The organism is Luteimonas sp. Soil_C_16 (genome assembly GCF_057657295.1).
Map to the genome: position 1 here is coordinate 368,782 of NZ_JBDGIS010000002.1, position 14,572 is coordinate 383,353.

Below are 14,572 nucleotides of genomic sequence, written 5' to 3' on the forward strand. Positions count from 1 at the left end.
CGTTCTCCCCGAAAGTGAAGCGGATGATCTCAGACCGCACGCGCCAGGCGGCGCAGCGCGAGCACGCAGCAGGCGACGGTCACGACGATCAGCACCAGCAGGTGCAGCCACAGCGGCGCCGTGCCTGCCTGGCCGGTCACGCCGAGCGCGATCTGCGCCAGGTGCCAGGCCGGCCACACCGGTGCGAGCGTCGCGAACACGCCGGGCAGCATCGACAGCGGCAGCCACAGGCCGGACAGGAAGGCCATCGGCAGGAACAGCAGGTTGACCCACGCCGGCGCCGCATTCGCGCTGGCGATACTGCCGAGCAGCAGGCCGATCGCGCAGAACGGCAGCGCGCCGAGCACGGTCACCGTCCACAGCAAGGCCCATTGCCCCGCCGTCATGGACACGCCACCGAACACCATCGCCAGCGCCGCGAGTTCCAGCACGATGACCAGCGCAAACAGCATCGCGATCAGCAGCCGCGACACCAGCCAGGCGCTCGGCGGCGCCGGCAATGCGCGACGCAGGGCGAAGAAGCCGCGCTCCCGGTCGATCGCGAGCGTCACCGCGAAGCCGAACAGGCCCGCGCCCATCGCACCGAACACGCCGTAGGTCGCGAGCAGATAGCGCGCCGCTTCGCCGCTGCCGCGCCCGCCGAGCAGCAGGCCGAACATCACGTAGAACAGCGCCGGGAACAGCAGCGTCGGAATGATGTACATCGGCTCGCGCAGCAGCCGCAGCAGTTCGCAGCGCGTGTCGAGCAGATAGCAGCGCCAGAGGCTGACGCGTGTGCCGGTGTCGAGTGTCGTGTCCATCACGCGGCCTCCTGGTTCGCGGCGGACGTCTCGTCCGGCGCCGTCATCGCGACGAAGGCCTCGGCGAGACCGGCGCGCTGGACTTCGAGATCACCGAGCTGCGGATCCGCATCCAGCAAGCGACGCAGCACGGACTCCGTCTGCTCGGCCATTACCACCAGCTGCCCGTCGACGACATCGGCCGAGCGCACGCCGGGCCAGTCCGCGACGACATCCGCAGACACGACACTCGTGCAGCGGATGCGCCGCTGCGCGACCTGCGCACGCACCGCGCCGACGCTGCCGTCGGCGCGCACGCGGCCCGCATCGAGCACGATGACGCGATCGGCCAGCGCTTCGGCTTCTTCCAGATAATGCGTGGTCAGCAGAATGCCGACGCCGTCGGCGACCAGGCTGCGGATCGCGCGCCACACCTGCTGGCGCGCGCCGATGTCGAGCCCGGTGGTCGGTTCGTCGAGAAACAGCAGCTTCGGTCGCCCGCACAGCGCGAGCGCGAACTGCACGCGGCGCTGCTGCCCGCCCGAGAGCCGGCCATAGCGCCGGTCGAGCAAGCCGTCGAGTCCGCCCAGTGCGACGCAGTCGGCGACGCTGCGCGGCTGCGGATACCAGCTGCGTGTCAGCGCGAGCAGCTCATCGACCCGCAGGCGTTCGGGCAACTGCGCCTGCTGCAGCATCACGCCGATGTGGCGGCGCGCCTCGAGATCGGACGGATGCCGGCCGAACAGCATGACCTCGCCCGCATCGGCCGGCTGCAGGCCGAGCAGGATTTCGATCGCGGTCGTTTTGCCGGCGCCGTTGACGCCGAGCAGCGCGGTCACCTGGCCGGCGGGCAGCGAGAGGTCCACGCCGTCGAGCGCCTGCACCGCGCCGCGACGGCGACGCACGCCGCGCAGGCTGGCCAGCGGCGCCGCGGTGAAGGGGTCTGTACTGGACGGGACTGGACGCATCTCGGTTCCTCCGGGTTGCAGCCAGTCTCATGGGATGCGCGCCCTGCGGTCAGTCGCAGGCGTCATCCACTGCGGATGACACTCGTCAGGTGACCGGCGCACCGGATGCGCGCAGACTCGGCCCGACCCGCCACCGCGGGTGCCTCGCCCGGCGCCCTGCCGGAAACTGACTTCCGGCAGGTTGGATCGCCCGACCCCCACGGTCACACTCGCGCCTGTCGTCACGTCCTGCTTTCCATGGAACCCATGAATACCAAGGCCGACCTGCTCAACGAACTCCGCATCGACCGCAAGGCGCCGCCCGAACCGCCACGGCGGCGCGGCCTGTGGATCGCCATCGCGGTCGTCGTGCTGCTGTTCCTGCTGGTCGCCGGCTGGGCGCTGTTCGGACGCGATGGCGGCGTCGAGGTGCGCACCGCGCCCGTAGTCGCGATCACCGCCGGCGGCGCGAATGCATCGGTGCTCGATGCCACCGGCTACGTCGTCGCCCGTCGCACCGCGACGGTGTCGTCGAAGATCACCGGGCGTGTGCGCGAGGTGCTGATCGAGGAAGGCCAGCGCGTCGAGGCCGGCGACATCATGGCGACGCTCGATCCGATCGACGCCGACGCGCAACGCAATCTGTCGGCCTCGCAGCTCGCCGCCGCGCGCAGCCAGACCGGCAGCGTGCAGGCGCAGCTGGCCCAGGCCGAGGCCGATGCGACGCGTCTGCAAGCACTGGTGGCGCAGCAGCTGGTCTCGCGCTCGCAGTTCGACCAGGCCGTCGCCCAGCGCGATGCGCTGCGCGCGCAGCTGATCACCGCGCGGCGCAACACGCAGGTCGCGTCCGACTCGCTGGCGATCGCCGATCTCGGCGTCGACAACACCGTCGTGCGCGCGCCATTCGCCGGCGTCGTCACCGCCAAGGCTGCGCAGCCGGGCGAAATCGTCTCGCCGCTGTCGGCCGGCGGCGGCTTCACCCGCACCGGCATCGGCACGATCGTCGACATGGATTCGCTGGAAGTCGAAGTCGACGTCGGCGAGGCCTTCATCGGCCGTGTGCAGCCGAAGATGCCGGTCGAGGCGACGCTCAACGCCTATCCCGACTGGAAGATTCCCGCCGAGGTCATCGCGATCATCCCGGCCGCGGATCGCGGCAAGGCGACGGTCAAGGTGCGCATCGCGATCAAGCAGAAGGACGCGCGCATCGTGCCGGACATGGGTGTACGCGTGAGCTTCCTCGAAGCGCCGAAAGCCGCCGATGTAGAAAAGCCCAGCGGCGTGCGCGTGCCCGGCGCGGCGATCGTGCAGCGCGATGGCGCCGATGTCGCGTTCGTGCTCGGCGAGGACAACACGGTGACGCAGCAGGCGCTGAAGACCGGCATCGCCCTCGGCGACGACCGCCAGGTGCTGTCGGGCGTCAACGCCGGCGACACCGTCGTGCTCGATCCACCCGAGACGCTGGCCGACGGCGCGAAGGTGCGCATGGCCGCCAGCGACGCCGACACGCGCTGATCGCGCCCCACATCCAACGAGCAGCATCCAACCCGGAGTGCGCCATGTCGTCCCTCGTCAGCATCCGCAACCTGCACAAGACCTACCAGCGCGGCCCGGAGAAGGTCGACGTGCTGCACGGTATCGATCTCGACATTCCGCAGGGCGATTTCGTAGCGCTGATGGGTCCGTCGGGTTCGGGCAAGACCACGCTGCTGAATCTGATCGGCGGGCTGGACACGCCGACCTCGGGCGAGATCGAGATCGAAGGCGAGCGCATCGACCGCATGAGCGCCGGCCAGCTGTCGAACTGGCGCAGCCGCCACGTCGGCTTCGTGTTCCAGTTCTACAACCTGATGCCGATGCTCAATGCGCAGAAGAACGTGGAACTGCCGTTGCTGCTGACCACGCTCGGCGCCGCGCAACGCAAGCGCAACGCGGAGATCGCGCTGACCCTGGTCGGCCTGGCGGAGCGTCGCACCCACAAGCCCAACGAACTGTCCGGCGGCCAGCAGCAGCGCGTGGCGATCGCCCGCGCGATCGTGTCCGACCCGACCTTCCTGATCTGCGACGAACCCACCGGCGATCTCGACCGCCAGAGCGCGGAGGAGATCCTCGGCCTGCTGCAGGAACTCAACCGCGAGCACGGCAAGACCATCGTCATGGTCACCCACGATCCGAAGGCCGCCGAGTACGCGACCCACACGATCCATCTCGACAAGGGCGAGCTGGTCGACACGCCCGTCGGCGCGCACTGACCCACGCTGCTTCGGAGACCACACGATGAAATACCTGTCGCTGGTGTGGGCCCAGCTGTTCCGCAGCAAGACGCGGACACTGCTGACGCTGTTGTCGGTGGTCGCGGCGTTCCTGCTGTTCGGCATGCTCGATTCGGTGCGCGTGGCCTTTAATGCCGGCGGCAGCGTCGACGGCGCGAACCGGCTGATCGTCGCCTCGCGCCTGTCGATCACGCAGTCGCTGCCGGTGCGCCTGCAGTCGCAGATCGAGTCGATTCCCGGCGTGCGCAAGGTGACGTACGCGATGTGGTTCGGCGGCATCTACCAGGACCAGCGCAATTTCTTCCCGAACTTCTCCGTGGCGCCGAACTTCTTCGACGTCTACGGCGAATACGACGTGCCGCCCGACCAGCTGCAGGCGTTCCGCGACACGCGCACCGGCGCGGCCGTGGGCGAAGCGCTGGCCAACAAGTTCGGCTGGAAGATCGGCGACACGATTCCGATGCAGGCGACGATCTTTCCGCGCGGCGGCAGCAACGACTGGCCGCTGGAACTCAAGGCGATCTTCCGCGCCAAGGACCGCAGCAACGTGGGCGCCGAGAACCAGTTGATGATGAACTGGAAATACTTCGACGAATCCAACGACTACATCAAGAACCAGGTCAGCTGGTTCACCGTGCAGCTGTCCAACGCCGACCAGGCCTCGCGCGTGGCGCAGGCGATCGATGCGATCTCGGCGAACTCCGACCACGAGACCAAATCGCAGACCGAATCGGCGTTCCAGCAGGCGTTCGCCAAGCAGTTCGCCGACATTGGCCTGATCGTCACCGCGATCATGGGCGCGGTGTTCTTCACCCTGCTGCTGCTGACCGGCAACACGATGGCGCAGGCCTTGCGCGAACGCATTCCTGAACTCGCGACGCTGAAGACGCTCGGCTTCACCGACGGCACCGTGCTGGTGCTGGTGATGGTGGAATCGGTGCTGCTGGTGGTGATCGGCGGACTCGTCGGCCTGGGTCTCGCCTCGGCGATCATGCCGGGCGTGAGCGCGGCGAGCGGCGGCGTGATCGCGCTGCCGACGGTCCCGGCGCAGACGTGGTTGATCGGGCTGGGCCTGATGATCGGCATCGGCATCATCGTCGGCGTGCTGCCGGCGCTGCGCGCGCAGCGATTGAAGATCGTCGACGCGCTGGCGGGGCGCTGACGTCATGACCCATTGCATTGCCTTCCGCTGCACGACGAACCGGATCGGACCGACATGAAAAGCCCGTGGCTCTGGAACCTGCTGTCGATCGTCGCGCTCGTCGTCGGGCTCGCGGTGTGGGTGCTGCTGCCCTGGTACGGCGTGCTGGCGATCGCGGTCGCCATCGCGTTGTGGCTGGTGCTCACGCGCGGCGGCCGACTGGCGCTGGCGGCGGCGCGCATCGGCATCAGCAGCCTGCCGCAGCGCTGGGGCGCGTCGTCGGTGATCGTGGTCGGCATCGCCGGCGTGGTCGGCGTGCTGGTGGCGATGCTGGCGATGGGCGAAGGCTTCAAGGCCACGCTCAACAGCACCGGCGACGAGACCTCGGCGATCGTGCTGCGCGGCGGTTCGCAGGCCGAAACCAATTCGGTGATCACCCGTGACCAGGTGCCGCTGATCGGCACGCTGGCCGGCATCGCACGCGATGCGCAGGGTCGCCCGCTGCTGTCGCCGGAGCTGTCGCAGGTGGTCAACCTGCCGTCGAAGTCCGACGGCACCGACGTCAACGCGCAGTTCCGCGGCGTCGGCGAACTCGCCTGGGCCGTGCACGACAAGGTGCAGGTGATCGAAGGGCGCAAGTTCGCGCCCGGTCTGCGCGAAATCGTCGTCGGCCAGGGCGCGCGCAGCCAGTTCCGCGGACTCGAAGTCGGCAAGACGCTCAACCTCGGCAACCAGCAGTGGACCGTGGTCGGCGTGTTCGCATCGGGCGACGCGCACGATTCGGAGCTGTGGACCGACGGCGAAACGCTGGCGTCGACCTATAACCGCGGCGCCTACCAGTCGATCACCGTGCGCACCGACGGCAAAGCCGGCTTCACCGCGTTCAAGACCGCGATGGATGCCGACCAGCGCCTGAAACTCGATGTCTCGACGACGCGCGCCTACTACGGCAAGCAGTCCGGCCAGCTGGCGACGCTGATCAATGTGCTCGGCACGGTCATCGGCGCGATCATGGCGGTCGGCGCGGTGTTCGGCGCGCTCAACACGATGTATGCCGCGGTCGCCGGCCGCGCACGCGAGATCGCGACGATGCGCGCGATCGGCTTCCGCGGCCTGCCCGTCGTGGTCGCGGTGATGCTGGAGACGATGCTGCTGGCGTTGCTCGGCGGCCTGCTCGGCGGCCTGCTCGCGTGGAGCATCTTCAACGGCTACAGCGTCAGCACGCTGGGCAGCAACTTCAGCCAGGTGGTGTTCCAGTTCAAGGTGTCGCCGGAACTGCTGTGGAACGGCCTGAAATGGGCGCTTGGCATCGGTCTCGTCGGCGGCCTGTTCCCGGCCCTGCGCGCCGCGCGTCTGCCGGTCACCGCGGCGCTGCGCGCGACATGAGTGCCGCATCGCCAGACACGTTGTCGAACGCCGACATCGCACGCGAGATCCAGTCGCTGCAGAAGCGTGCGTTCGAACGCTACGAAGATGCCGCGCTGCGCGCCGAAGCCGACCCCGCGCGCGCCGAGGTCATCTACGCCCAGGCCGAACGCGACACCGCGCCGTGGATCGCACGCGCGACCGCACTCAACGACGAACGCGTCGCGCGCTATCGACGCCGTGCGAAACGCTGGCGCACTGCGACGCTGGTGATCGGTGTGGTCGGTGCGGTGTGCGTGATGTGGATGATGTCGCGCGCGGGTTGATCAGAACGCACGCCAGACTCGATTAGCAACTTGCGCCCTCGTAATTTCAAGACACCATCAGTTCGCCACCCTTTCGATCCCGTTATTCCGGCGAAGGCCGGGTTTTCAACCGCCGCAGTGTGGGTCATCCAGTGACTTTCCGGCCGTAACGCCAACATCCAAGACACTGGATGACCCGCCGTGCGGCGGTTGAAAGCCCCGCTTCCGCGGGAATGACGACAGTGAGATGAAAGAGCGCTTGAGCGTCGAAGACGCCGTCAAGTCGAGTGAGTTAGACCCCGCGATCCAGCAACCCGTCCGCGAGCGCCTGCGCCACGTCGTCCGCGGTGTCGATATCCTGCGCCAGCGACGGCGCCTGCAGCCGGAACAGATCCTCCTCCGGCAGCGCCGCCAGCAACGACCCGAATCCCCGATCGCCTTCCAACACATCCACCTGCGCGAACAGCGTGTGCGACAGCACCGCGGGCGCGCCGGGGTGCTCGCCGTGCATCACCGCTGCGCAGCCCGACCGCACGCTGCGCGAGCCGTCCAGCAGCGCGCGCAGATGCAGGGCATTGAGCGCAGGCTGATCGATGCCGGTCACCAGCACCGGGCCGCGGTGTGCCTGCAGCGCCCGCGATGCGGCGACGAGGCTGGCGGACAGGCCTTCGCGCCAGTCCGGTACTTCGTGCAGCTCGACGAAGCCGTGCGGCGACGGTGCGAGCTCCGCCGCGACCGCGTCGTGATACGCGCCGAGCATCACCACGAGCCGGCAGGGATGGGTTTCCGCGACCAGCCGCACGACGCGCGCGACCAGGCTTTCCCCGTCGCGACGCAGCAGCTGCTTGGGCCTGCCCAAGCGCGTGCTGCCGCCGGCGGCCAGCACGATTGCGGCATGCGCGGTGGTCATCGGAAACGTCCGGCGTGACAGATCGACATCGCCGCACTGTGCCAGAAGGCCCGTGCAGCGGCCGGCTCACGCCGATGAACGGCGACAGTCTGTCATGCAGCTGTCATCGCAGTGCGATAGCGACGCCTGGCGCCGCGTCGATAGTCTGCGCGGCCGCCTCGCCTCCGCCCGCTGCCATGCTTCGCCTCGCCGCCCTCCTCGTCGCCTGCCTGCTCGTCGCCGGATTCTCGTCATGGCCGGGCATGGCGAATTCGCTGGCGTCGAAGCTGGTCGCACCGCCCGGTGCATCGCCCTTGCTGCAGACCGATCGCGTCGAGGCCGCATTCGCGCGATTGCCGAACCGCAGCGGACACGTCACCACGAGCGCTGGTGTCTCGATGTTCTGGCGTGCGCTCGATCCTGGCGATTACGGCATGGACTACACGTGGACGCGGCCGGCGGACGATCCGCACGGCGTCGACTTCTCGCTCGACTTCCACGCGCCCTCAACGCCGTCCGCGCCGTCCGCCCCACCGCGCGGCACGGTCGTGCTGCTGCACGGCTGGATGATGGATGGCGGCTCGCTGCTGCCGTGGTCGATCGCGCTGGCCGAAGCCGGCTATCGCACGATCACCCTGGACCTGCGCAACCATGGCCGCTCCGGCCATGCACCGTCGGGCTACGGCACGCGCGAAGCTAGCGATGTCGTCGACGCGGTCGCCGCACTGCGCGCGCAAGGCGAAATCGTCGGCCCGCTGCACGTGTTCGGCGTGTCCTACGGCGCGGCGACCGCGCTGTTCGCCGCTGCCGATCCACGCCTGCAGGCCGAACGCGTGGTCGCGCTGGAGTCCTTCGACAACGCCGGCGCCGCGATCCGCGACATGGTGCCGCACATGCTCGACGAAGACGGCGGCAGCTGGCACGCGCAACTCACGCGGCGCTGGCTGCGCTGGCGCATCGATGCCTCGGTGCTGGACGCAGCGATCGTGCGCGCGGGCGACACGCTGTCGTTGCCGCTCGACGGCGTCGATGTCGGCGCTGCCCTCGCCCAGGCGCCGGGCTGCGTGCTGCTGGTGCATGGCGATGCGGATCGACACGTGCCGGTGGAACACGGCCGCGCACTCGCGGCGGCCGTGCCGGGGGCTCGATATCTGGAACTCTCCGGCGAAGACCATCTCAGCCTGCCGATGCGGCTCGACCGTCTCGCGCCGACCGTCGTCGACTGGTTCGACGCACCGGCCTGTCCGCAGACCGCGCTCGCTGCGCGCTAGAAGAAACGGTGGGAGCGCGCTCGCGCGCGATGAGCCTTGCCGGCGACGTGCAATCGCGCGCAAGCGCTCTCCCACACCAGCAGGTCGCCCCTCCCTGTTAGGCCTGCTGCGCGACGATCCGCCGGCGCGACTGCAGAAAGCCGTCGATCGCGAACACCACCAGCCCGACCCAGATGAAGCCAAAGCCGACCGCGCGGTCGATGCCGAAGGCTTCGCCGAAGAAGAACACCCCCAGGAGCAGCTGCAGCGTGGGACCGATGTACTGCAGCAGGCCGACGACGGTCAGCGGCACACGGCGCACCGCATAGGCGAAACAGATCAGCGGGATCGCAGTCAGCGCGCCACCGAGCACCAGCAGCACGTCGGTGAGTCCACCCCAGCGCAGCGAGAAGAAACCGCCGCCGCCCTGGGTCTCGAACCAGACCAGCGCGAGCAGCGCAGGACCGAACACGAACAGGTTCTCGACGCCGAGTCCCTGCACCGCTTCGACCGCGGCGAACTTGCGGATCAGCCCGTACAGCGCGAACGAAGTCGCCAGGCACAGCGCGATCCACGGAAAGCTGCCGTAGTTGAAGGTCAGCCAGGCGACGCCGCCGCCGGCCAGCGCAACCGCGATCCACTGCGGCAGCGACAGCCGTTCGCGCAGAAACACCACGCCGATGACGACGTTGAGCAATGGATTGATGAAGTAACCCAGGCTCGCCTCGACCACGTGGCCGCTGTTGACGGCCCACACGTAGAGCGCCCAGTTCGCCGCGATCAGACAGCCCGACATCGCGAGCATACCGGCGAGCTTCGGTTGCGCGAGGATCTCGCGCAGCCAGCCGCGGCCCTGGCGGATGGTCAGGAACGCGGCGACGAGAATCGCGCACCAGATCGAGCGGTGCAGCACGATCTGCAGCGACGGCACGTGACGCAGCAGATACCAGTACAGCGGCATCAGGCCCCAGATCACGAAGGCCGCGACCGCGATCCACAATCCGCGACGGCTCTGAGCGGCGTCGATCATGGATCTTCTCCGGCGACTGCCGCGGCCGGTGTCGGCACGACCTTCTTCGCGCGCGCGCGGCCGAGCGTGATCGCGACCACCGCGACCAGGATCACCGCCATCGCGCCGAGATCGTTGACGTGGAAGCGCTCCGACGCGAGCCACACGCCGAGCAGCACCGCGATCGCCGGATTGACGTAGGCATAGCTGCCGGCGAGCGTCGGGCGCACGTTGTGCAGCAGCCAGACGTAGGCGGTGAAGCCGATGATCGAACCGAAGGACGCGAGATACGCGACCGACAGCGTGCCCTCGAGCGTCGGCAGCTCATGGAAGCGTTCGCCGATCAACAGGCCCACCGCGAGGATGATCACGCCGCCGGCGAGCATCTGCGCGGCAGCTGCCATGAACGGCGACGGCAGATCCCGGCCGCGGCTCCACACCGAACCGAAAGCCCAGGCCAGCGGCGCGATCAGCAAGGCGATCAGACCGGTCGGCGTCGCGGTCAGCGAGCTGCCGGCGTTGAGCCACAGCACGCCGGCGAAGCCGACCGCGAGACCGGCCCATTCGATGCGCGAGGGACGATCGCCGCGGATCGCCGCGAACAATGCGATCCAGATCGGCGCCGACGCGACCGCGACCGCGGCCAGACCCGACGACACGCTCTGCTCGGCGATGCAGACCATGCCGTTGCCCAGACCGAGCAGCAGCACGCCCATTGCGAGCAGGGTCTTCCACTGGTTGCGCGTCGGCGCCGGCACACCGCGCAGCCGCAGCGCGGCGTACATCAGGCCACCGGCGACGATGAAGCGCATGCCCGCCATCAGCAGCGGCGGATAACCGCCTTCGAGCGCGAACCGGATCGCCAGATAGGTCGACCCCCAGACGAGATAGACGGCCGCCAGCGCCAGCGCGATGGCCAGGACCGAGGCGGGACGCGACACCGGCGCGACGCTCATGGGGGTTCCGGAGACAGGAGGAGAAGCCGCGAATGCGGAGCGGAATTCTACGCCCGCGGCCCGTTGCACGGCTGGAATGATGGTGTTGCAGCGGTGCAGTGGCGCGAGAACGCAAGCGGATGCCGGGATCCCGTGCGGACGCCCCGACAAAGACGCCCCGAAAAAAAAGCCGCCGCGGTCACCCGCGGCGGCTTCGTTCGCACACCTGCCAGCGGCTCAGCGCGCCCAGCGGCCCGGCGCGGTCGACTCCGGCAGCACCGTCGCCGACAGATCGCGGTCGGCGTTGAGCAGGCGCACCGCATCGGCCAGGATCGCCGCCGATTCGCGCAGCAGCGGATCCGGACGCTCTTCGGCCGCCTTCTCCAGACGGTTCTGCTGGGCGATCGCACGCTCGTTGGCCTGCAGGCCGTCGTCGTCCGAATCCTCCGCCAGCGGATCGAGTTCCAGACCCAGCGCGCGACGTTCTTCCTGACGCACCTGACGCTTCTCGGTCTGGCGATCCCGCTCGGCGCGACGCTCGGCCTCGTTGAGCGACACGAACTTCTTCTCGCGCTCGGCGCGGAATTCGGCGATGTCCTCGGCCCACCAGACGAATTCCTTGTCCGTCGCCACACGCGTCTCGTGCAGCTGTTCGAGGCGCGGCAGAAGCGGCGCGAAATCGCCGTACTGGGTATGCGGCACGGCGGCGATGCGCGTCCACGGCAACGCGTTGTCGTAGGTGCTCTCGCCGAACTCGGTCGCATCGACCGTCACCGGGAAATGGATGTCCGGCTCGACGCCCTTGTTCTGGGTGCTGCTGCCGCCGGGCAGGAAGAACTGCGCGATGGTCAGCTTCACCTGGCCGAAGCGCTTGGTCTCGTTCGCCGGCCAGCGGTCGAGGTCGACCAGATTCTGCACCGTGCCCTTGCCGAAGGTGGTCTCGCCGATGATCAGGCCGCGGCCGTAATCCTGGATGGCGCCCGCGACGATCTCCGACGCCGACGCCGAACCGCGGTTGATCAGCACCGCCAGCGGACCGTCCCAGGCCACGCCCGGTTCGCGATCGCCCTGCACGCCGACGCGGCCGCCGGATTCGCGCACCTGCACCACCGGCCCCTGGTCGATGAAGAGACCGGTCAGCTCGACCGCCTCGTTGAGCGAACCGCCGCCGTTGTTGCGCAGGTCGAGCACCACGCCGTCGACCTTCTGGGTCTTGAACGCTTCGAGCAGGCGCGCGACGTCGCGCGTCGCCGAGGCGTACTCGCCATCGCGATTCCGGCGCCCCTCGAAGTCCTGGTAGAAGGCCGGCAGCTTGATCACGCCGATCTGCTTCTCGCGGCCGCCTTCGGTATCGGCCGGCAGCGTCAGCGTCTCGGCCTTGGCCGCCTGCTCCTCCAGACGCACGCGCGCACGTGTCAGCGTGATGCGCACCGGCTCGCTGTCGAGCGTGGCTTCGGCGGGAATGACGTCCAGGCGCACCTGGGTGTCCTTCGGGCCCTTGATCTTGTCGACCACGTCGTCGATGCGCCAGCCGATCACGTCTTCCATCGGGCCGTTGGTGCCCTGGCCGACGCCGACGATGCGATCGCCCGGCTTGAAGCGGTTGCTGATCGCGGCGGGACCGCCGGCGATCACCTCGCGGATCACCACCACGTCGTCCTGCTTCTGCAGCTGCGCGCCGATGCCTTCGAGCGACAGCGACATGCTCTGGTTGAACAGACGCGCCGCACGCGGGTTGAAGTAGTCGGTGTGCGGATCGATCGAGCCGGTGTAGGCGTTGAGGAAGCTGCTGAAGGCGTCCTCGTTGTTGAGCGCGGCGACCGTGTTCGCGGTGTTGAGGTAGCGACGGTCGAGCGTCTTGCGGATCTCGTCGTCGGCCTTGCCGGCCAGCTTCAGACGCAGCCAGTCGTTGCGCACCGACTGGCGCCACAGCGCGTCGAGCTCGGCCGAATCGGCGGCCCACGGCGCGTCCTCGCGGTCGTACTCCCAGCGGTCATTGCCGCTGAAATCGAAGATGTCCTGCTTGAGCAGTTCACGCGCGCCGGTGATGCGCTCATTGACGCGCTGCTTGTACAGCGCGAAGACCTCGAGCGCCGGGGCCACGTCGCCGTCGCGGACGGCCGCGCCCATGCCCGCGCGCAGCGGCTCGAAGCGGGCGATGTCCTGCTGGGTGAAGAACAGCTTGCCGGCGTCGAGATTCTCGAAATAGCGGTCGAAGATCTCGCCCGACAGCGTGCCGTCGAGCGCGCGCGGCCGGTAGGCGTAGCGGCTGTCGGACAGCAATCCGTAGACCAGCTTCGACGCGGCCACCTGGTCGGCGTTCGGCGTCATCGGCACATCGGCGATGGCGTCGGGCCTGGCCATCAGCGCGAGCGGCACCGCCAGCGCGAGGGCGATCAGGGAGCCGGAAACGACGCGGGAAGCTTTCATGCAGGGTCCTGGATTGCGGATGCGGTCATCATGCGACATGCCTTCGAGCGTGTCGCGTGAACTGACGCGTCGACAGTGCCGAAAGTTGCACGTTGCATGCAATCGACTGTACGGAAACAGGATGAATCGACGCTGCGTTCATCGCGGCGTCAGTCGCGGGCGCCCTGAGCCCGCGGCCGGGCTCAGGCGGCGACGCCGGCGTCCATCGCCTGCTGGTCGGCGTGATACGACGAGCGCACCAGCGGGCCGGAGGCGACGTGGCTAAAACCCAGCGCCATGCCGTAGTCCTCGAGCGCGCGGAACTCTTCCGGCGTCCAGTAACGCAGCACCGGGTGGTGGTGCGCGCTCGGCTGCAGGTACTGGCCGATGGTGACCATGTCGACATCGTGCGCGCGCAGGTCGCGCAGCGTGCCCTGCACCTGTTCCATGGTCTCGCCCAGGCCGAGCATGATGCCGGACTTGGTCGGCACGTCCGGATGCTGGGCCTTGAACTTCTTCAGCAGATCGAGCGACCACTGGTAGTCCGCGCCCGGGCGCACGTTGCGGTAGAGATCGGGCACCGTCTCGACGTTGTGGTTGAACACGTCCGGCGGATCGGTCTTGAGGATTTCCAGCGCGCGTTCCATGCGGCCCTTGCCGCGGAAGTCCGGCGTCAGCACCTCGATGCGGATGTGCGGCGACTGCTTGCGCACTTCGCGGATGCAGTCGACGAAATGCTGGGCACCGCCGTCGCGCAGGTCGTCGCGGTCGACGGACGTGATCACGACGTACTTCAGGCCCATGTCGGCGATGGTGTTCGCGAGGTTCAGCGGCTCGCTGGCATCCGGCGGCTTGGGCCGGCCGTGGGCGACGTCGCAGAACGAGCAGCGGCGCGTGCAGACCTCGCCGAGAATCATGAAGGTCGCGGTGCCGTGGCCGAAGCATTCGTGGATGTTCGGGCAGCTGGCTTCCTCGCAGACCGTCACCAGACGGTTCTCGCGCAGCTTCGACTTCAGCGCGGCAACCGCGCCGTTGGACGGGATGCGCACACGGATCCACGACGGCTTGCGCAGCACGGGCGCATCGGCGAACTGCACCGGCGAGCGCGCGATCTTGTCGCCCGCCACCTGCTTGACGCCGGTCTGCAGCGACGCCGGCGGCGGCGTGGAGACCACCTGCAGCGGGATCGATTTGTCGACGGAAGAGGACATGGCGGCCAGGACTGCGGTCGGAGGGTCATTGTAGGCCCCTGCCCCGGCAGTGTCTCCCG

Annotated in this window: 13 protein-coding genes; 6 read left to right on the forward strand and 7 right to left on the reverse strand. The window is 68.6% G+C overall.

The window, feature by feature from the left end; genetic code table 11:
• Positions 1 to 29: 29 nt before the first annotated feature.
• Complete coding sequence (locus AC3A5T_RS05500) at positions 30 to 800, reverse strand: ABC transporter permease (RefSeq protein ID WP_487627700.1); 771 nt, start codon at positions 798 to 800, stop codon at positions 30 to 32.
• Positions 800 to 1,747, reverse strand: coding sequence for an ABC transporter ATP-binding protein (locus AC3A5T_RS05505; RefSeq protein ID WP_487627701.1), 948 nt, complete (start codon positions 1,745 to 1,747; stop codon positions 800 to 802). The genes AC3A5T_RS05500 and AC3A5T_RS05505 overlap by 1 nt, the downstream gene beginning before the upstream one ends.
• A gap of 246 nt (positions 1,748 to 1,993) precedes the next feature.
• On the opposite strand from AC3A5T_RS05505, the gene AC3A5T_RS05510 reads away from it, so the two are divergent.
• Genes AC3A5T_RS05510 through AC3A5T_RS05530 form a run of 5 tightly spaced genes read left to right on the forward strand, consistent with a single transcriptional unit; the run spans position 1,994 to position 6,831 of the window.
• The gene (locus tag AC3A5T_RS05510) at positions 1,994 to 3,241 is read left to right on the forward strand and encodes an efflux RND transporter periplasmic adaptor subunit (protein WP_487627702.1); all 1,248 of its coding nucleotides are present in this window, start codon (positions 1,994 to 1,996) and stop codon (positions 3,239 to 3,241) included.
• A 44-nt stretch (positions 3,242 to 3,285) separates the two neighbouring features.
• A complete protein-coding gene (locus tag AC3A5T_RS05515) occupies positions 3,286 to 3,978 on the forward strand; it encodes an ABC transporter ATP-binding protein (RefSeq protein ID WP_487627703.1) in 693 nt (230 codons plus the stop codon).
• 25 nt (positions 3,979 to 4,003) lie between these two features.
• A complete protein-coding gene (locus AC3A5T_RS05520) occupies positions 4,004 to 5,161 on the forward strand; it encodes an ABC transporter permease (RefSeq protein WP_487627704.1) in 1,158 nt (385 codons plus the stop codon).
• Between the two features lie 54 nt (positions 5,162 to 5,215).
• The gene (locus tag AC3A5T_RS05525) at positions 5,216 to 6,526 is read left to right on the forward strand and encodes an ABC transporter permease (protein WP_487627705.1); all 1,311 of its coding nucleotides are present in this window, start codon (positions 5,216 to 5,218) and stop codon (positions 6,524 to 6,526) included.
• Positions 6,523 to 6,831 (forward strand): hypothetical protein, encoded by a 309-nt coding sequence (locus tag AC3A5T_RS05530; RefSeq protein WP_487627706.1) that lies wholly within the window; start codon positions 6,523 to 6,525, stop codon positions 6,829 to 6,831. Before AC3A5T_RS05525 ends, AC3A5T_RS05530 begins: the two co-directional genes overlap by 4 nt.
• A gap of 271 nt (positions 6,832 to 7,102) precedes the next feature.
• Here the strand turns inward: AC3A5T_RS05530 and AC3A5T_RS05535 are convergent, their stop codons facing one another.
• Positions 7,103 to 7,720: a nucleotidyltransferase family protein gene (locus AC3A5T_RS05535; RefSeq protein WP_487627707.1), complete on the reverse strand. Its 618-nt coding sequence runs from the start codon at positions 7,718 to 7,720 to the stop codon at positions 7,103 to 7,105.
• A 176-nt stretch (positions 7,721 to 7,896) separates the two neighbouring features.
• Here AC3A5T_RS05535 and AC3A5T_RS05540 point away from each other — a divergent pair, with 176 nt between their 5' ends.
• Positions 7,897 to 8,970, forward strand: coding sequence for an alpha/beta fold hydrolase (locus AC3A5T_RS05540; protein WP_487627708.1), 1,074 nt, complete (start codon positions 7,897 to 7,899; stop codon positions 8,968 to 8,970).
• A 97-nt stretch (positions 8,971 to 9,067) separates the two neighbouring features.
• On the opposite strand, the gene rarD is transcribed toward AC3A5T_RS05540, so the two are convergent.
• The 4 genes from rarD to lipA form a co-directional block, all read right to left on the reverse strand.
• On the reverse strand, positions 9,068 to 9,979 hold the full coding sequence (gene rarD, locus AC3A5T_RS05545) for an EamA family transporter RarD (protein ID WP_487627709.1): 912 nt from the start codon (positions 9,977 to 9,979) through the stop codon (positions 9,068 to 9,070).
• On the reverse strand, positions 9,976 to 10,914 hold the full coding sequence (gene yedA / locus AC3A5T_RS05550; RefSeq protein ID WP_487627710.1) for a drug/metabolite exporter YedA: 939 nt from the start codon (positions 10,912 to 10,914) through the stop codon (positions 9,976 to 9,978). The genes rarD and yedA overlap by 4 nt, the downstream gene beginning before the upstream one ends.
• 216 nt (positions 10,915 to 11,130) lie before the next feature.
• A complete protein-coding gene (locus tag AC3A5T_RS05555; protein ID WP_332079334.1) occupies positions 11,131 to 13,323 on the reverse strand; it encodes a carboxy terminal-processing peptidase in 2,193 nt (730 codons plus the stop codon).
• A gap of 182 nt (positions 13,324 to 13,505) precedes the next feature.
• Complete coding sequence (lipA, locus tag AC3A5T_RS05560) at positions 13,506 to 14,513, reverse strand: lipoyl synthase (protein WP_487627711.1); 1,008 nt, start codon at positions 14,511 to 14,513, stop codon at positions 13,506 to 13,508.
• Positions 14,514 to 14,572 lie beyond the last annotated feature (59 nt).